General features: G+C 37.6%; 15 protein-coding genes and 1 pseudogene. 3 read left to right on the forward strand and 13 right to left on the reverse strand.

Translation table 11 applies throughout. The annotated features are described in order from the left end of the window. Nucleotides 1–3: 3 nt before the first annotated feature. The 4 genes and pseudogenes from yidC to rpmH all read right to left on the reverse strand — a co-directional run bounded on the left by yidC (nt 4) and on the right by rpmH (nt 2,680). Entirely contained in the window at nt 4–1,959 is a 1,956-nt protein-coding gene (gene yidC / locus CH361_RS04115; RefSeq protein WP_208861384.1) for a membrane protein insertase YidC, read from the reverse strand. Between the two features lie 3 nt (nt 1,960–1,962). Continuing rightward, nucleotides 1,963–2,190: a membrane protein insertion efficiency factor YidD gene (gene yidD, locus CH361_RS04120; protein ID WP_100789579.1), complete on the reverse strand. Its 228-nt coding sequence runs from the start codon at nt 2,188–2,190 to the stop codon at nt 1,963–1,965. Then, nucleotides 2,187–2,492: pseudogene (gene rnpA, locus CH361_RS04125) on the reverse strand (ribonuclease P protein component); the annotation flags it as partial. The gene yidD and the pseudogene rnpA, both read right to left, overlap by 4 nt. A 26-nt stretch (nt 2,493–2,518) precedes the next feature. Beyond that, the gene (rpmH, locus tag CH361_RS04130; protein WP_004785725.1) at nt 2,519–2,680 is read right to left on the reverse strand and encodes a 50S ribosomal protein L34; all 162 of its coding nucleotides are present in this window, start codon (nt 2,678–2,680) and stop codon (nt 2,519–2,521) included. A gap of 445 nt (nt 2,681–3,125) precedes the next feature. On the opposite strand from rpmH, the gene CH361_RS04135 reads away from it, so the two are divergent. Then, nucleotides 3,126–4,322 (forward strand): MltA domain-containing protein, encoded by a 1,197-nt coding sequence (locus tag CH361_RS04135; RefSeq protein ID WP_100789581.1) that lies wholly within the window; start codon nt 3,126–3,128, stop codon nt 4,320–4,322. A gap of 35 nt (nt 4,323–4,357) precedes the next feature. Here the strand turns inward: CH361_RS04135 and CH361_RS04140 are convergent, their stop codons facing one another. Further along, nucleotides 4,358–5,014, reverse strand: coding sequence for a TetR/AcrR family transcriptional regulator (locus CH361_RS04140; protein WP_100789582.1), 657 nt, complete (start codon nt 5,012–5,014; stop codon nt 4,358–4,360). 125 nt (nt 5,015–5,139) lie between these two features. Between CH361_RS04140 and CH361_RS04145 the strand changes: the two genes are divergently transcribed. Further along, nucleotides 5,140–5,796: a DAPG hydrolase family protein gene (locus tag CH361_RS04145; RefSeq protein ID WP_100789583.1), complete on the forward strand. Its 657-nt coding sequence runs from the start codon at nt 5,140–5,142 to the stop codon at nt 5,794–5,796. Here the strand turns inward: CH361_RS04145 and CH361_RS04150 are convergent. Next, nucleotides 5,788–6,714, reverse strand: a complete 927-nt coding sequence (locus tag CH361_RS04150) for a cation diffusion facilitator family transporter (RefSeq protein WP_100789584.1) — start codon at nt 6,712–6,714, stop codon at nt 5,788–5,790. The genes CH361_RS04145 and CH361_RS04150 overlap by 9 nt on opposite strands. 77 nt (nt 6,715–6,791) lie before the next feature. Continuing rightward, nucleotides 6,792–8,684, reverse strand: coding sequence for a putative bifunctional diguanylate cyclase/phosphodiesterase (locus tag CH361_RS04155; RefSeq protein WP_100789585.1), 1,893 nt, complete (start codon nt 8,682–8,684; stop codon nt 6,792–6,794). Nucleotides 8,685–8,773: 89 nt separating this feature from the next. Here CH361_RS04155 and CH361_RS04160 point away from each other — a divergent pair, with 89 nt between their 5' ends. Continuing rightward, the gene (locus tag CH361_RS04160) at nt 8,774–9,283 is read left to right on the forward strand and encodes an acyl-CoA thioesterase (protein WP_100789586.1); all 510 of its coding nucleotides are present in this window, start codon (nt 8,774–8,776) and stop codon (nt 9,281–9,283) included. 30 nt (nt 9,284–9,313) lie between these two features. Here CH361_RS04160 and CH361_RS04165 read toward each other — a convergent pair whose 3' ends face one another. The 6 genes from CH361_RS04165 to CH361_RS04190 form a co-directional block, all read right to left on the reverse strand. Next, a complete protein-coding gene (locus CH361_RS04165) occupies nt 9,314–10,531 on the reverse strand; it encodes an MFS transporter (RefSeq protein ID WP_100789587.1) in 1,218 nt (405 codons plus the stop codon). 45 nt (nt 10,532–10,576) lie between these two features. Then, a complete protein-coding gene (locus CH361_RS04170; RefSeq protein WP_100789588.1) occupies nt 10,577–11,149 on the reverse strand; it encodes a gamma carbonic anhydrase family protein in 573 nt (190 codons plus the stop codon). Nucleotides 11,150–11,190: 41 nt separating this feature from the next. Then, nucleotides 11,191–13,590, reverse strand: a complete 2,400-nt coding sequence (gene pheT / locus CH361_RS04175; protein ID WP_100789589.1) for a phenylalanine--tRNA ligase subunit beta — start codon at nt 13,588–13,590, stop codon at nt 11,191–11,193. A 42-nt stretch (nt 13,591–13,632) separates the two neighbouring features. Next, the gene (locus tag CH361_RS04180) at nt 13,633–15,717 is read right to left on the reverse strand and encodes a sensor domain-containing protein (RefSeq protein WP_100789590.1); all 2,085 of its coding nucleotides are present in this window, start codon (nt 15,715–15,717) and stop codon (nt 13,633–13,635) included. Further along, complete coding sequence (locus CH361_RS04185) at nt 15,707–16,951, reverse strand: amidohydrolase family protein (RefSeq protein ID WP_100789591.1); 1,245 nt, start codon at nt 16,949–16,951, stop codon at nt 15,707–15,709. The genes CH361_RS04180 and CH361_RS04185 overlap by 11 nt, the downstream gene beginning before the upstream one ends. A gap of 121 nt (nt 16,952–17,072) precedes the next feature. Continuing rightward, on the reverse strand, nt 17,073–18,980 hold the full coding sequence (locus tag CH361_RS04190; protein ID WP_100789592.1) for a RecQ family ATP-dependent DNA helicase: 1,908 nt from the start codon (nt 18,978–18,980) through the stop codon (nt 17,073–17,075). Nucleotides 18,981–19,031: the final 51 nt, after the last annotated feature.

Raw genomic sequence — 19,031 nt, forward strand, 5'->3', positions numbered from 1 at the left:
ATTTCATTTTTTCTTTTTGTTCTGGTTTCTAAATCCAGGTCTGGCTACCGCGGAAGCGTTGTTTGCTGGCTCAGGGCCGTTGTTTGTTGGTTTTTTATCTTCGGATTTACCGAATTTGTTTGTATATACTTGTTGTATGATGGATAGAATGTTTTGCATTGTCCAATACATAGTCACACCTGCTGGCATGGACCAGAAGAAGTATAACATGATTACTGGCATCATGTACATCATCATCTTTTGGTTTGGATCACTCGAAACAGTTGTCATTCGAGACTGAACCACTTGTGTAGCCACCATAATCAGTGGAAGCACATTGATGGCAAGAGCTCCAATAAATGCTAATTTAGGTGTTGTATAAACTGTATCTGGTTCACTTAAATCATTGATCCACAAAAATGGAGAATTCCAAAGATCCACAGTATCAGAGAACGCAGTATATAATGCGATAAAGATAGGAATCTGAACGAGCATCGGAAGACAACCAGACATTGGGTTGGTTCCGTTCTTTTTGTACAGTTCTACTGTTTTTTCTTGTTTGAGCTTTGGATCGTCTGCATACTTTTCATTGATGAGTTTAATCTGAGGAGATAACTCTTGCATTTTTTTCATTGATTCCGCCTGTTTTTTGTTCAGCGGATAAAATGCTAATTTGAAAAGAATGGCAAAAATTACAATCGCCCAACCATAGTTAGGAATCACTAAATAGATCTTTTTTAAGATCCAAACGATTCCATTTCGTAAAGGGGTTGTGATCCCTTGGTTAAAGGATTTGTCTAGAGAATCACTCAGTCCTGCAAACACAGAGTTTTTATTGATTTTTGGATCAAGTGAACTATCACGGAAAGCAGTTCCGTCAAGTTCACGAACTCCGACATAAGCCGCAAAATCTAAGTTTACTTCTTCACCAGGCCCAAGTTTCCAATTATCATAAACAAGAAGAACTCCTGTTTCGTTTCCTTTACGATTATCAAGAAGAACCCCTGAAGGATTATCATTCAATGGATCGATAACACCGATGAAATAACGGCTTCCTGTTCCCACAAAGTCAACTTTGTCGTTTGAGCCTTTTTTGATTTCGTAACGAGTATCTTTTCCATCATTTGAACCAAATAAGTTATCAAAAAATCCTTGTGTACTTGTTCCATCTACGTGGTCTTTGAAACTTCCATCCAAGTAGTAATAACGAAAGTAGTGAGCATTGTCACGATCGTTAAAATCCTCTTTTTTCTTAAGTACTGGCCCAAGAGAACTAAAGGATCTAAAGTAAACATCAGACTTTGATGATGAAATATTGATGGTTTCGTTGGATCTATTGGTAAGTGTTAAATGAAATTTAAAATAATTTTCAGAAGGGAAAAATTGAAATTTCTTTTGGATGGTGAATTTACCATCTAACGAAGGCGCTTCGAAGACAACAGTTTTAGTTTCTGCATTGTAACTAGAACTAAAATTTACTAAGTTATATGCTGAAAAAGGGATAGTATCTTTGTCTTCGATGATGTTGAAGTCAAAACCTTGTCCTCTAGTGAGTTCTACTGCCTTTTCTTTTTTTCCATCAAATTCGATTTCGAACTTAGGATCTTTGGCAACAGCAAATTCTGAACCGTCTGGTTCTTTATGATCTTTGATATAATACTCAGTGATTCTTCCACCTAAACTAGAAAATCGAATTAAAAAAGAATCCGTTTTGAGTGAGAAAGTTTTTACATCCTCAGGTTTTACTGGATTCAGTTTGCTTGTTTCAGTTGATGGTTTTTTTAATTCTGATTTTTTATCCGCCGAACTTTCGCTAGTTTTTTCTTTTTCGGAATTTTCTTTATTAGAAACTTCGTCAGCAGTTTTTGGTTTCGGTGGTTGTGGGGGAAAGAAGAAATAGTTTATACCCATCCACACCGCTAAACTTAAAAATAGCGCTAGGAATAAACGACTTTGTCTGTTTGTGGAATCATTTTGCATAAGTTAACTCTTGTTAATTGATTTCGGTAAAGGGTCATGCCCTCCCTCGTGAAGTGGGTGGCATTTAGAAATTCGAACAACACTAAGAACAAACGCTTTGTACCATGGATAGGTTTCAAACGCTTGTTTGGCGTATTCAGAACAACTGGGGGTAAACCGGCAAGCCGGAGGTAATAGAGGGGATAGCAGTTTTTTGTAGAGGTAAATAAGAACCAAAAACAGCCGATTCATGGGAATTGTTTTAGAACCGAAAGGAATAAACCCTCTCGATCTTCCTTAGATAACTTCGCAAATTCTTTCTGAACGAGTAGGGCACAGTCATATCCCACAGGTATTAAAGAAAGATGTTTCCGAACCAGCTCTCGGAGAATTCGTTTGGAACGGTTGCGAAGAACGGCTGTTTTGTGAGTTTTATCGGGGCAAAATAAAAAACTGGCAAACGGAAGGCCGTTTTTTCGAACAAGCCATCGCATCGGTGGCCTGCCCATTTTACGATTCTGACGAAAGAGTTCCTGGATCCTGGTTTGGTCGTGAAGGGTCTCCGAAGGAAGCTCCTAAATTAGAACTTTCTCCCGATTTTTTCGTCGGAAACAGTCAATTTATAGCGTCCTTTTCTTCTTCTGGAGGCTATCACATTTCTTCCGCCTGGGGTAGCCATTCTGGCTCGGAATCCGTGAGTTCTCACGCGTTTAATTTTACTCGGTTGGAATGTACGTTTCATGAAACACCTAATTAATCTATATATGATCGCAAAAATATGAGGTCTTTTGAAAGGTTTTTGGTACCCCCATGGAAGTCAAGGTGAATTGGGAAAAATGATTGGACAGCGTCTTTCTTATGAGACATAAGGCAAAAACTCCGAGCCAGAAGGGATTAGGAGACTGCGTATGGTAAGTGACTTACCTTTTTCCCCATTCCTTGGAGATAGACCAAATGATTGAATTGGGGAAAGCGGGTGGATTTTTCCCTCGGGTTACTTTGGTCAGTGGATTGCCTTTTCTAATGATCCAATTTTGAAACCGAGTTACCAAATCCCAGTAAGTTCTTTTGAAAGTGAGTTACTTTTTTGGATCTAATTTCTTAAGTCCCACTGACCCCATGCCTAATCTTTACCGCTTTAATGGTTTTCAGATTCCCATCCGTCCTAGAAAATGAGATAGGTTTTTATGTTTAGTGTTCATACGCTGAAAAAAGAAAGTCACTTACCTTTTCGCCTGACTGTAAAACTTAACTTACTTTCTTTTGTGCTTAGCGCACTTTCGTTCACGGCTTTATCTACGGAGCCAAGGAAGAATTCCCATCAGAGTCTAAAACAAACAGACCTATCTTCAATTTCTAATCCGTCGCAGCCTCCTAAGTTTTGGGGAAATGAGATTTCTTCAAAGGATTCAAATCTTGAGTTTGCTTTAAAAGAATCTATTTTGTATTTTAAACGAATTCCGAAAGATACGAAATTCCAAATTTTCAAAGAGAATTATACAAATGAAGAGATATTAAGTTCAATTGAGGATCTTCAAACAATAGTTCACAATCATTCTGATCACCAAATTCAGACTGAAATTAAAAAACGTTTTCAGTTGATTGAATTGAAACCTCTTAACGAATCACCAACTATAACCGGATATTATGAAGTACGGATTCAAGGAAAAACAAAACCTGACGAAGAACATCAATATCCTGTTTTATCTCTTCCAAAATCAGGAGATACAGTGGCCGATAATCCAATTTTCTTTCATCGCGAAAAATGGAATCAAAAATCAATCTGGGAAAAATATTCCAGGGTGATTGTTTTTTTACGTTTAACAGACTTACATTTAGCTCAGCTGGAAGGATCTGCTTTTGTCGAAACAGAAACAAAAGAAACATTTCGAATTAATTATGCAGGTGACAATGGTAAGAACTATATCAGTCCTTCGGTTTATCTGCAAGGAATTTGCCCTAGTTTAAAACCATACCATCTAGCAAATTGTTTTCAATCAAAACCCAAAGAAGTTACGGAAGCGATTTTAAAAAATCCAAGATATATTTTTTTCGAGAAGGAAACTTTACCAAAGATAAGAACAAAGGAATATTCTTTCGGGCCAATGGGAAGTGGGGGAATTCGTTTGGTTTCGTTTCGTTCTGTTGCTATGGATAAACAAATCCCCTTGGGATTACCAGTCCTTCTTTCATTTCAGTCGGATAATATGTTGATAAACAATCATTTGGTTTTCGTTCATGATAGAGGGAATGCAATTTTTGGTGAAGGAAGGTTGGATTATTATTTAGGAAGTGGTGATGGTGTGGAAGAGGCTGCAAACAATCTATTAACAAAAGGAAAAGTAATCCTATTACTTCCGAAAAGAACGAAAAAATCGAAATAGAAAATAATATCAAATCAAAGGGTTCACCTAAGACCTTATCTTTCACTTGAGATTCCTTGGTAAAAAATAATAAAAAGGGTTTCGATTTCTTTGTCTGGTTCTATAGGATACTTCGGAGCCAACACAAATTTTGTAATTAGAAAACTTGCACCAAGACTAAAGGATGCTCTCACAATTTGATTTGGATCTAAATCTTTCCTGATATCACCAATCTCTTGAAAATACCTGATGGCTTCTATAGAAGTATCATATAAATTTGTTTTCCAAAGCGTTCCAAAAATATCAGAGAACTCCTTAGAAAATAATAGGGCACCGAGTAGTAGTTTTAGTTTTTTGGGTTCTTTGGAAACAGCATCGAATCTTGCTTTCAGAAGGGAAATATACCAATCTTTAAAATTTGGTTTTAACGACTGTAATCTTGTTTTGAGATCGGACATATGTCCAGGTACAATAGTTGATAAAAGTAAACCGGATAACACTCTTCTGTATAGGTCCACTTTGGAAGGAAAGTATTTGAATAAAGTGCGTTCTGTCACATTTGCACGTTTTGCGAGTTCCGCCGTTGTCGCACCAGCAAAACCTAACTCTGCGAAAACATCCTCAGCTGCATCCACAATGTCTTTTTCCTTTTCCGATTGGGGATTTTGGTAAACAATAAATTCGTTTTGTAGCAGTTTTAGGGTAAGTTTCATAAATCACTCTGGCCGTTTGAATCATTTTTTTAAAGATATCTAATTTTTTCGATTGATTTTTTGTATAGTATTTACTTTACAATGAAATTGTTGAGGTATAGCATTTACTATACTTGGAGAAATGAATGAAGAAAGTTAAATTGGGATTATTACCAAAGTTACCAATTAAGTGGAATAGGAAACCTGTGTCTTCTGCTGAATCTGGTCGAGAGGTTCTGGCTGATGGACGAGTCAAATATTGGATTCGACATGATATAATTAAGGGTGTCTTCCCCAAGATGTTGGCCTGGTGGTTCCAACATTTAGAAGGAGATCTTGAATATGAGGGGAATGTATATAATAGGTATCATGTTTGGCACCCAGAAGACCATGTTCATGTAAGTTACGAGACAAAAAAATCTGACGGTAGTGTGGGACCTGGAGCTAAACTTCGGATCGTTGAGTATTTAGGAAGAGAAAAAAAATACTTAGTAAATGTCGTGAGTCCAATCGAAAAATTAGATAAAGAAGGATTCATTCATAATCCTCGTTTGTATGGTTTTTTACCTATTGCGAGAATGGAGTATAGTTTTAAAGAAACAAAAGATGGAACTCTTTATGAAAACTGTTTGATTGTTGGTTGGAAAGGAGTCAGCTTTAAAGTACTCCGACCGATCTTTGAATTTTTCCTATTTGATAAAAAACATGGATTTTTTTGGATCAAACATAACATTGAAGAGGTGGGTCAGTTTGAACGTTTTTTACCTGACCTCTACAGAAAAGAAAACGGAAATTTAGTCTGAATGTAGTTTACAAGCTTCAGCGTCTGTTTCTAGTTCGATGGTTGTATGAATGATTTCAAATTCTGATGCAACCTTTCGAATTTTCTCTTTAATAAATGAAAATTCGTTTAGTTTGACTGCTTTTTCAATGAGTACATGTAAGGAAGCAACATGATGATTCCCGTCTAAACTCCAGATTTTAATATCATGGACAGATTGAATTCCTTTAATCTTTTCCCATTTATCAATCAGTTCATTCCGATCCACAGATTCTGGAACTGCCTGCAACATAACAATCATTACTTGTTTGATATTCCCATAAGCATTCCAGAGGATCCATAGAGCGATAACTAGAGAAAGTAATGGATCAAACCAAGGAAATTTATAATACATCATTACAACGCTTCCAATAAGGACTGCGATCCATCCCAGTATATCTTCTAAAAAATGCAGAAACACTGCTTTTTCTGTTAGTGATTTACCTTGATTTAATCGAATCATGGCTACGCCGTTGACAACAACTCCAATGATTGCAAGTGCAAACATAACGTCGGCTTTTGTTTCTTCTGGAGTGATGAATCTTTTAATCGATTCGATGATCATAAATATAGATCCAACGGAAAGAATGAGAGAAATGATCAGTGCACCTAAAATGGAAAAGCGTTTGTATCCATAATCAAAAAGATTGTCTTTGGGTTTTGTGGAAATCTTTTGTAAATACCAAACAAGAGCTAGTGACAATGCATCACCGAAATCATGAAAGGCATCTGAGATAATCGCAATACTATTGGAAAAAATTCCACCAATCAGTTCTAATAAGGAAAAACTTAGGTTAAGTGCAAAAGCTAAGGCCAAATTCTTAGACGAAGAGGAAGTGTGGTGATGGCTATGGTCGTGCGAGTGGTGGTCGTGTTTAGAATGATTATGACCTGATCCCATAGAGGATATATTTTTAGATTCGTTTTTTCTCTGCAAGTCAGAAAGAGAAAAAAAATATGTTAAGAATTAGAAAGAAATTAATCAAAGAGTATTTGAGGTTTTGAATATAGGTAACCTTGTACCACATGACACGAGGTTTGTTTTAATCGTAGTAATTGTTCCTCACTTTCGATTCCTTCGGCAATCGTTTTTAATCCCAATGAATCAGCTAAATGACAAATAGATTCTAGTAAAAGAAAGTTTCGATCAGAACTTGCAATATCATCTAAAAAAGACTTATCAATTTTTAATTCATCAAATTGGATTTTTTGCATATAATGAAGGGATGAATATCCTTTACCAAAATCATCCAAAGATACTGAAATTCCTTGGGTTCTAAGTTCCGATACAATTTTTTGGATGGTTTCTATTTCGTCTAAAAAAACATCTTCGGTGATTTCAAATATGAGGTTTTTGGGGTTAACTTTGTGATCCGTCAAATAATGTAGAATGTATTCGTTAAAGTTGGGATATAGGAAAAAAATAGGTGAGATATTGATAGATACCTGAATTTGTTTTCCATATAAATCCAATAGTTTAGGGATATGGGAGATTACTTTTTCAAAAATACATTTTCCAAATGGAACGATTAACTCTGATTTAGTGATAATTGGAATGAATTCATCAGGTGTGATGTTTCCAAACTCAGGTGCGTTCCAACGTGCTAAAGCTTCGAGTCCAATGGTTTGTTTGTTGCTAATATCAACTTTTTCTTGATAAGCAATTTTGAAATTTTTATCATTAATTGTTTTTTCTAAATATATTTTTAATTTTTGTTCTCTTTCTATTTTTGATTCCATGTGGCTTTGAAACCAAACAATTTTTGAATGTGTTTCTTCTCGGGCAACATTCATTCCTATGGAAAGTTTTCGTATGATCGAATCAAGTCCACTAGCATCTTTTGGAAATTCAATTCCAGAAACTCGGTATTGTAATCTATGTCCTAATCGTTCAGGTGTCAGTATTTTATTGTTATTGAGATCAAACTTGACAATTGCCTCTTCAATTTTTGTTTTTGTTGAATTTTCAACCCAAAAAATGAATTCATCTCCACCCAAACTTGCGACGATAGTTTCAGGTCTATCCTCTGTGAATTGTTTTAAAACACTAGCAATCAGAGTCAATATTTGATCACCAAAACCAATTCCATGTAATGCGTTAATGACTTTTAGTCCCTTAATATTGATTAATAAGAGAAATGATTCAGAAATTCCTGAATGAATCCTTTGGTTAATGAGTTTTTCAAAGAGATAACGATTTGGTAAAAGTGTTAAAGAATCATAGAAGGCAATTTTATCTAAATGTTTTTTTGTATTTAGAATCTTACTTCTTGATTCTTTTAAGTGCATGATATTTTTTATGAGTTTTCCTCTCAGCCTTTGGATTAAAAACCCACTTAGAATTGAGAATATAATGAGACTAACTGATTTAAAATACCACTCTCTCGGACTATTATTTCTGATTCCTAAAAAATCAGGGAATTGAAGCCAAGAGAGATAAACTAGAAGCCCAAATATTCCAGGTAAAATAGAAATTGATAGAGATGCAACCAAACTAAGAATTGGTGGTAGGAATACAAAAAATGTAATGATGATAAACGCTAATGAAATTTCCCCAGTTCCTAAAAGTCCACTCCTCAGAAAAGATAAAACAGATATAAAAATAGTCGTACCAATTAAACTAAAGACTCTTATGATCAGTGGGATTTTATTTTTTAAAATATATTCAAGATATAAGATGAGGGAAATTCCAAGATCCACAAAAAGAAAAATAAAATCAATTTCACCTTGGTTTGTAAAAAGGGGGATGATATGTAAAATAGCAGCGAAAATGAATAAAGCAGAGGTGACGAGTAAGAAACGACGAAGGAGAGGACTTGTATCCTTTCTGAACTTTGCCCAATAGACATAGTTGTATTTCTTTGTTGCCATTTAGTTTTCATTAGACGAGTTGAACTTGTTTCTAAAAACCTGAAAAAAGCCTTTCCTTAACGGTTGGTCAAGGTTAAGTTATCCTCATTGTGACGAATACTAATGATTTACCAGCCAAGTCACCCCAAGATTCTGCGGTAGAAACGAGACATCTTGTCCTTCCCAACGATGCAAACCATTATGGAACAGCATTCGGTGGTGCGATCATGAGTTGGATCGATTTAATCGCAGCCATGTCAGCACAAAGACATTCTGGTCACGAAGCTGTTACAGTCAGCATTGATCGAATTAATTTTATTACACCTATTCAAATTGGTGATCATGTCAATTTAAAAGCAATGGTCAATTATGTTGGAACCACTTCAATGGAGGTTGGTGTTCAGGTAAATCGTGAAAATCCATACACGGGAGAAATGGTGCGAGCCACTACCGCCTATTTATCGTTTGTTGCTTTGGATGAAAATAAAAAACCTTGCCCAGTCCCTCCTTTACGATTGGAAACAGAACTGGAAAAACGTAGGTTTGCAGAAGGGAAACTCCGAATCGAAATGGCAAAAGAATTTGCAGCTAAAATCAAAGCCGGAAGAAAACTAATTTAGTAACAGAGCTTTTTGAATCCGAATTGTTTCTTAAACTTTTGCTTTCCTTCGATTCTGTTCAATATAAATGATAATCAGGATAGCCATTAGTATTAAAAAAGGAATACTTACTAAATTTAAACGAAGCCAACCGATTTTATTTTCCAAATAACCTGCGCTATATGTAGATAAAATTGCCATAGAATAAACAATTGTATCATTTACCGCCTGGATGGTGTTTTTTTCGGAAGGATGGTATTGTTCAACGAGTAAGTTTGTTCCTCCTACGTACATAAAGTTCCAACCAACTCCAAGTAAGATGAGAGCTGTGGCAAACGGTAAGAAGTTAGTACCTTGGAGTGCAGTAAAACTTTCCAAGCCCATCACAAAAATTCCGAGTAGAATTAAATAGGGTGCGGTCATCTTTCTAACGAGGAACCCTGAAAAAAAAGAAGGTATGTACATTCCTAAAACATGCCATTGTAAGACGGTAGTAGATGCATGCATTTCATGACCATGTGTTTTCATCGCCACAGGAACTGCTGACATAAGCATTGCCATTAGTCCGAAACTAAAAGCAGTTGCTAAAACTGATACCCAAAGCCCGAAGTTTTGGATATGGTAAGACAATGGTCGTATAGATTCTCTTGGCGAAGAAATCGTTTCGTTCGATTGCTCTTGGTTTGTATGTTTTTTTTGTTTTGGAATGAAACTAATCAAAATAAACTGCAACGACAAACTAAAAATAAGAATGATATAACATCCTAAGTATAAAGCGTTGGGAACAAGGTGCATACCGTGAAGGCCAGCAAGAGGGCCAAGAAAAGCCGCTGGAATCCCTGCAATCAAAATCCAAGACAAAGCACTGGCTCTATCATGTGTTGGAACTGATTCCATAGCAACAAATCGTAAGTATTGTACAAAAGACTGATGAAATCCGTATAACAAATGCGCTATGGAGAATAGGATAAAATTTCTCTCATAAATGGCAAAGGAAATCAGGATCGCACCAAAAATTCCAATGGTTGTTCCAGTTAATAAACCGAATTTACTCCCTTTCCATTTCATAATTCTTGATGCTGGAACAAGACCAAGTAGGGTTCCTAAAATAACAAATGAAATGGGTAAAGATGCGGATTCAGGAGAGGGTGCGATGTTTTGACCCGCAAGAGCAGAAACAGTCATGATCATCACTGTTCCAATTTGGAAGACAGTTTGAGTGATGGAGAAGATTCCCAATACTTGTAGTTTATCTATAATTTTTTTCATAAGAGATGTATTGATTAGACAAAACTTAGATTGGGTTTGGTGTGATTAGATACCCATTTGGGAAATGATTTCTTTTGCTTGTGTTATAAAATGTAGTTCTTCTTCTTTTTGAAAGGGAACAAATATATTTTTTTCAAAACGAACAGAAAGATGGGCGTATTCAATACATCCTGCAACCGTTAATTCTGGTTTTGCTTTTCCAGGGAAAATTTTGATATCAGATCCATCAGGCACAACGAGTGACCTCGGTGGAATTTTTTTCCCACCACGAATCATACATCCTGCGGCAATTTGGGAACCATCACCAATTTCTGCATTGTCAAGAACAATGGAACCAATCCCAACAAGAACTCCTCTTCCAATTTTACATCCATGGATCATTACATTATGACCAACTAATGTCCATTCGCCGATTGATATCGGGCTAGTGCTATCTGTGTGTAATGTAGAATTGTCTTGGATGTTGACGTAGTTTCCTAATTGAATCGAGTTCATATCGGCTCGAACCACAGCACCTGGCCAAAGTGAAACAGAAGTTCCATATTCTACCATACCAAAGGCAGTGGCAGCTGGGTGGATGAATGGCTTAGTAAAAACTGGAATTTCGGAATAGGCCATGGATGATTTCCCGATAAAAATCGGGAAATGTCAAAGCAAATTTATCTTAAGGTATATCCATTCGTTTTAGCTGTTTCTACTAGTGAATCAGATAGTTCTTTAAACCTTTCTTGGGTGAATGTTTTATCATAGGACATGAGTTTGAATCTGTAGGTTACAGATTTTTTTCCTTCGCCCACAGTTTCACCTTTGAAGATGGTTTGAACAAATACTGATTCTAACTCTGGAATTTTCATGTTCTGAACTAAGTTAGAAAAAGTTTCGGTAGAATCTTTTTCGTTCAAAAGTAAAGAAAGATCCAGTTGTCCTTGCGGGAAATTGGATGGTGGAATGAAATGTGAGTTCCTTCCATACTTTTCCCAAACTTCCACTAACTTTTCCATATTGATTTTAGAAAGAATGGCTCTGCGTTTTAAGTCATATTCATCCGCATAACGCGTGTGAAGGATTCCTAATTCGGCAATTTCAATTCCATCGTAAGTCAAAACAAGTCCCACATTTGGATGAAAATAGTTTTTGTTCGTTTTTGACCATTGGAACTTGGGAAGGTTCAGATAAAAAAATAGTTCCGAAAGGGTTTCTCTTAAACGTAAAAATTCCAATTCAATCGCCGCAATATCATTTGGTTTGTTTGTTGAAAGAGAAAGGATGGCCATCCAACGTCTCTCTTCTGCGAGTTCAGAATCTTTTCCCTTTTTATGATAAGTTCTTCCCAATTCAAATAGATTTACAGATTCAAATCGATCTTGGTTGAGTTTAGCTTGTTTGATTAGGCCTGGAAACAAACTATTTCGTAGTAACGAATGTTCGTCGGGCATCTCGTTTGCAATTTTTAATGATGATTTTTCTTCTGTAGCTTCCAGTTTAGAATCACTAGGAGAAGCAAAAGAATAATTATAAACTTCGTTGAATCCTACTTCCAAAGAGAGGAAGTTTTTTACTCTTCTTTCCAGTTCGCGAAGTGGATTTCGAATCGGTGTTTCCACTGCCATGGAAAGGGCTTCTGTTTTTATGGATGCGTATCCAATGGTCCTTCCAATTTCTTCTACAAGATCTTCGGGGATTGTGACATCGTAGTTTTGTCTGTATCTTGGAACAAGAACCGATAAATCTTCGCCTTGGTTTGTGACTTTAAATCCCAATCGATTTAAAATCTCGGTTACTTCTTCCTGCGAAATGTTTTTACCTAATTTATGACGAAGGAAACTAAGATTGGTAGTTATGGTTACCGATTTGGATTCTGTATGGTTGAATCCTTGTGGTTCATAAACCTTAATGTTAGGATTCCCATTTTCTTTCAGTAATTGGACTGCGCGTCTCATCACCGGCAAACAAGTGTAACTATCCAAACCTTTTTCATAACGAACTGCTGATTCTGTACGGATATTAGTTTTACGAATGGTATAACGAACATCTTCTCTTTTGAAAACAGCTGATTCCATTACAATGTTTTTTGTAGAATCAATTACGGCTGAATCTTTTCCTCCCATAACACCTGCTAGTGCTGCAGGATCTTTTCCATTTTGAATGAGAAGGAGATCTTTTTGTAATTTTGGTGTGGTGTCATCGAGTAGAGGAAAGGAAGTTCCTTCTACTGATTTGATAACAGAGAAAGTTGTGGATTGTAATCTTTCTTTATCAAAAAAATGAGTGGGTTGTCCCAGTTCCAGAAGTAAGTAATTGGAAACATCCACGACATTGTTTATGGAACGAATTCCACATTTTTCGAGTCTTGATTTGATTTTGGTATTGGAGGGTGCAATGTTTACGTCTTGGATGGAACAAACATAATACGCATGGGCATGTTCTGATTTTGTAACAGTCAGTCCTCCATCTCCTGATTCTAATTTTGACTCCGCTTGGAAAGGAAACTGGTTTAAAGGCAATTGGAGTTGAGAAGAAAGTTCACGAGCAAATCCAAAATGATTCCAAAGGTCGGGTCTATGGGTGATTGATTTGTTATCAATCGTAAGGATGGTATCTTCCCATAAAAAAAGTTTACGAACAGAAATTCCAAGTGTTGTATCTGCAGGAAAAATCAAAACTCCCGAAGATTCTAAGGCAAGGCCTAATTCTTTTTCGGAACAGTACATCCCTTGGGATCTAACCCCACGTAGTTCTGAATCTAAAATTTCTTTTCCGTCAAGTTTGGTTCCTGGAAGGGCTAAAGGAACAATGTCTCCCGCCTTTACGTTGGTGGCGGCTGTAACAATTTGGTAATCCTTCGAACCATCAGTGGCAATGGTGGTTTGCAACTTTTCAGCATTGGGATGTTTTTCAAGTGATTTGATTTTTACCGTAATAACCGATGATAGGTGAACTTTAAATTCTTCAACATCATCGATCTCGCAAATGGAGGTATTAATTTTTTCCAGAACCTTTTCAAAGGGAATCTGGGCGAGCGGGGTAAATTCGTTTAACCAATCAACTGAAAGTTTCAAGTGAAATCCTTAATTGATAAAAACGGCGGGAAAGCGAACGGGTCAATCCGAAATTCCAAGTTCTGTCTTCAGAAATTGAAGGCAATCCTCGGAAGTCATCGGTTTGGCAAAATAAAATCCCTGGATGAGATCCACTCCACTTTCCGCAAGTAGACGCACTTGTTCCTCGGTTTCTGCCCCTTCTGCCACCACACTCAAACCGAGGTTATGTGCCAGGTTAGAAACAGCATGGATGATGGTTTTGGAGTCCTTATCCGATGTGATTTCTGAGACAAAAGAACGATCGATTTTTAAAGAAGAGATGGGAAGTTTTTTCAAGTACCCCAAACTACTGTATCCAGTTCCGAAATCATCAATGGCGATTTTTGCTCCGAGTTTTCGAATTTCTTGCATGGTGCGAACGGCAGCATCCGCATTTTCCATAACCGAACTTTCAGTTAGTTCTACTTCTAAGTCATGTGGATCCACTTTAAAAAGTTTTAGGTTTTCAGCAATGGTAGAGATCAACCTTTCGTGTTTGAATTGTTTGGTGGAGATATTTACCGCCATCGAAACATCATTAACCCCTTCGTCTTTCCAATACCGCATCGTTTGGATGGCAGATTTGATCACCCATTCTCCAATCGCAAAAATCATTCCTGTTTCTTCAGAAATGGGAATGAATACATTGGGAGAGATAAGACCTCGTTCCGGATGACGCCAACGGATGAGAGCTTCAACGCCCAATGGTTTTTTTGTGTATAAATCAATTTTGGGTTGGTACATCAAAGTGAATTGGTTTTCGATGATGGCAATCCGCATTCTGTTTTCAATTTCTAATCTTTCAGCAACAACAGTTTGTAATTCTTCAGTAAAAAACACATAACAGTTTTTGCCTTGCGATTTGGCTAAGTTGAGAGCACTGTCTGCATTTTTTAAAAGTGTATTGGAATCTTTTCCGTCTGTTGGGTATAAGGCGATCCCAATCGAAATATTAACAAAAATTCTTTCCCCATCAATCACAAAGGGATGGGTCATCGCATCTAAAATAGATTCAGAGATGACGGCTGCATCTCTTTCATTGGATAGATCCGGTAAAACAACAGTAAATTCGTCTCCACCTTGTCTACTAATCAAGTCATACACTCGAATGCTTTCGCGAATTCGGTAAGCAACGAGTTTGATGATTTTATCACCGAATTCATGACCTCTAGAATCGTTGATGATTTTGAAATTGTCTAAATCAATCGCAAGAACTCCAACAAGATTTCCATGCCTTCTTGCTTCTTCAAAGATTGGAAAGAGTTTATCAATTAAAGAATTTCGATTGGGAAGGTTGGTGAGTTGGTCAAAAAAAGCCATATAAGCAATTTTTTCTTCCGCATGTCGCCTTTGGGTGATATCGAGAAAAGCAACAGCTAAACCAAAATTTTCCAGTGGGATGGGTGTTGCTAAAATATCGAACCAAGTAATTTTATCTTCCTTGATCATCCCAATTTCTAAATTTCGAATCACTTCTTTGTGACGAAGTGCACGCATAAGACTTGATTTTCTGGGATAAATTTTGTTTCCGTTGGGTTGGATCAGGGTATATTTTTTGATGTTTAGCGTTCGATTTAATAATTCCCCATCTTGGATGTCAAAGTAGGTTCGGGCAGTTTTATTGGTTTCAACAATTTTCCCTTTTTCATCAGTGATGGCAATTCCCATGGGAAGGTTATCGAAGATGGATTTATACTTTTGTTGTTGGAGTAGGAATTCAAAAGAAATGTCTTTTTGGATGGTGACATCTCGATCAAAACCCAAAATAATTTTGGATTCTCGTAAAGGGATGATCAACCAAATGATCCAAACTTCTTCTTTGGATTTGGTGACCAGTCTATTTTCAAAATTTACAATATTCGGATTTTCGCCCAAACTATCGAATGTGTATTGTGTATTCTCGCGATCGTCTTCATGGGCAAAATCGATAATGGATTTACCAACAATCTCTTTTGGTTCAAACTCCAAAAACCGAGCAAATCGTTCGGTAACGGAAATAAAATTTCCGCTCCAATCCATCACTTGAAAGCTATTTGGATACTCCGCCAGGAGTGATTTAACTGTGAGACCAGAGAGAATTTTACTGCCTAATGGCTCATTTTGCATGTATTTCTTTGCCCAAAAAGTAGACGGCTTCTATGGATCCAGGGAATTTGAATCCTTCAAAGGGTGACCATCCGGACTTACTTTTAACCATTGATTTTTGAAATTCAACTGGTTTTTTTAAATTTAGGATAGAAAAATTCGCCGCATAACCTTCATTAATGACTCCAACTCCTTTCCCAAACTCGGAAGGAAGGTAGGGAGCCACGAATTCCCCAGGGTTTTTGGAACAGATCTTGGCAATGGTTGTCATGGGAATGTTTAATTTGAGTATCATATAGGTTACAAATAACCCATAGGTATCGAGTTGTGAGATTCCACTGGTTCCTTTTTGTTTTTCTTCGATGGAATGAGGGGCATGGTCTGTTGCCAAATAATCAATATGTCCATCCAAAATCCCTTTGACCATGGCTTCGCGGTCTTCTTTACCACGAAGTGGTGGGTTCATCTGAAACCATTTGTGATTGGTTTCTGTTAACATATCAGTATCAAACATCAAATGAGTGGGTGTGACTTCACAAGTGACATTCACCCCTCTTTTTTTAGCGGCAATGATTTTAGAAAGCCCATCCTTTGTGGAATAGTGACAGAGTTTTCCTTTGAGATTGTATTTTTCGATCAAATACAAAGCAAAGTCTGTGGCAACGGTTTCTGCTTCTTTGGGGCGTCTTTCTTCATGGGTTGGTTGTGACTGGTTAGCAATTAAGATCTCTGGGTCTTCGCAGTGGAAACTAATGTCTTGGCCAACATAGTGTTTGATGATTTCTTCTAGTGATGGATTGTCATGAAAAAATAGTTCACCAATGGATGGCCCCATAAAGACCTTATACGGAACTTTTTTTGTTAAGGGTTTGGTATGAGGGCCAATACCAGCATACAAAGTGATGTGGATGGGAGCTTTTTTAGTGAGCGCTTGTTTTGCGGAGTATGTCTCGTCGTCAATGGGAGGAACGGGATTGTTTGGCATATCAGCCACATGGATCACACCACCGTTGATGGCCGCATTCCCAGCAGAGATAAAATCTTCTTTGTAAGTATGTTTTCCACTCACATCTTCTCTTGCGTGGATGTGAATATCACCAAAACCGGGAAAAATCACCGAACCATCGGAAAACAGGCGTGCATCAGGATCGATCCCTTCTTTTACAGCTGTGATGAGTCCTGAATTAGGATCAAAAGAAATAGTTCCTTCAAACTCTCTTTCGTGCGTAACGATTTTCCCTGCAATTTTTTCCATTTTGCCCCTATGAATCTGCAGATTCTAAGAGACTTGGAAAGTTTCAAGGGAATTTACATTTTGAGGAAAAGACAAAGAACTATGTTCCAAGATCCAATCTGTACGAGGAAAATTTAAATATTCAGTTCCATTTGGACAAGATTTCGATAATATCATTCCCAAACCGTTCTACTTTGGCAGGACCTACGCCTTTCGTCGCTTCTAGTTCCGATAAGTTTTTTGGTTTTCTTTCCGCAATTCGTTTGAGTACAGGATTTTGAAATACCATAAACTTCTTCCATTTGAGCTGTCTTGCTTTACGATCTCGGTAATTCATCAGCTCTCGTAAAATTTGAGAATTTAAGGTAGGAGGTTTTTTTGTTTTTACCTGAGAACTGTTCGTATCATCAGAGTTAGTTGGTGCAAATTTGGATTTGATTTTGGCAAAATTAGGCAAATAAAGTTTTGGGTATTTTGCCCCAGCTACGAGAACTTTTTTCTCTTCCACCCAAGTTTCTAGTTTTGCGACCACAGCTTCCTCGGGAATCCCATCCAATTTTCCGTGGAAGGGGTTTCGTTCCATTCGGTAACGAAGGACATCTTTGGTACGTTTTCCCACAAGAGTTTTGGCAATGATGGTTTTTCCAAATACAGCCGGATGTTCTTTTAAAAAGTTTTGGATGGTTTCTTCTTCCCACTCAGAAAGTGGATAATCGCGTTTTTCATTTTTCTTTTGAACCTTGACGGCTTCTGTTTTTAAGAACTTGGAACGATGGACATTGGCACCAATTTCTGTGCAGATATCACAACTTCCACAAGGAGAAATGGTTTCCCCAAAGTAGGAACAAAGTTGGACCTGCCTACATTCTTCTTTGCCTGCATATTCTTTTATGAATTTGAGTAGAGTGTCCCCCCCTTTGAAGTTGGTTTCCTTCGATAACATAAAGGCCTGTGTGGCTACATCACCGGCTTTATAAAACAAAACACATTCTGAATTTAGTCCATCCCTTCCGGCCCGGCCAGCTTCTTGGTAATAAGCTTCGAGAGAGGCTGGAACTTGGTAATGCACCACCAAACGAACGTCAGGTTGGTCCATGCCCATTCCAAAAGCATTCGTTGCGACAAGGATAGGAACTTTACCTGAGGTGTAGGCATTTTGAGTCCGTTCCCGAATTCCATCGGTTCGGCCCGCATGATACTTTCCCACAGAGAATCCAAAGTCTTTTAAAAGATCATACACTTCGTCGGTTTTTTTCCGAGTGGCACAGTAAACAATGGCTCGGCCAGGGAATTTCCTTCCATCCTTCCAAGGTTCTAAAAGTTCGATCAAACGATCGGCTTTGTCCCTTTCGGCAGAAGGGTATTCCACACTGAACTTTAAATTGGGTCTGTAAAAAGTAGAAAGAACCACTTTAGGTGTTTTCATTCCGAGCGCTGATTGGACATCGGATTGGACTTTTTCTGTAGCTGTAGCTGTTAGAGCAAGGATGGGAAAATTGGGACGTGGATGGCGCTCTCGTAGAACATGGATTTGGCGATATTCGGGACGAAAGTCATGTCCCCATTGGGAAACACAATGTGCTTCATCCACAACAAGGGAAAACAAATCCAATTCACGAAAGATACGAAGGAACCCATTTGACAAAGCTCTCTCCGGTGAAACGAGTAGAACACGAATTTCTCCTCTTACCGATTTGGCAAGGATGGACATCTGTTCTACTTCATCTTGGGTAGAATTACAAAAAGCCGCAGGAATTCCTTTCGCAAGTAAACTCTCTGTTTGGTCTTTCATCAAAGCAATCAGAGGAGAGATGACAAGTGTGAGTTTATTTTTCTGAATGGCAGCGGGAAGTTGGTAGATGAGAGATTTCCCAGCTCCTGTTGGTAAAATGGCTAGAGTATCTTGCCCAAGAAGGACAGAACGAATGGCCTCTTCTTGGCCCGGGCGAAATTCCGAAAAACCGAATTTGGTTTTGAGTTCCGAACGTAGATCCAAGGTAACTCTCAAGATTTCTGTAAATACGAACGGGTCAACGATAAGATTCCCCATTTTACCCTCATTTTTTCAATTTTACAGAATCCAGTGACCAAGAAATTGTAA

The organism is Leptospira brenneri, assembly GCF_002812125.1.
GTDB classification, from domain to species: Bacteria; Spirochaetota; Leptospiria; order Leptospirales; family Leptospiraceae; genus Leptospira_A; species Leptospira_A brenneri.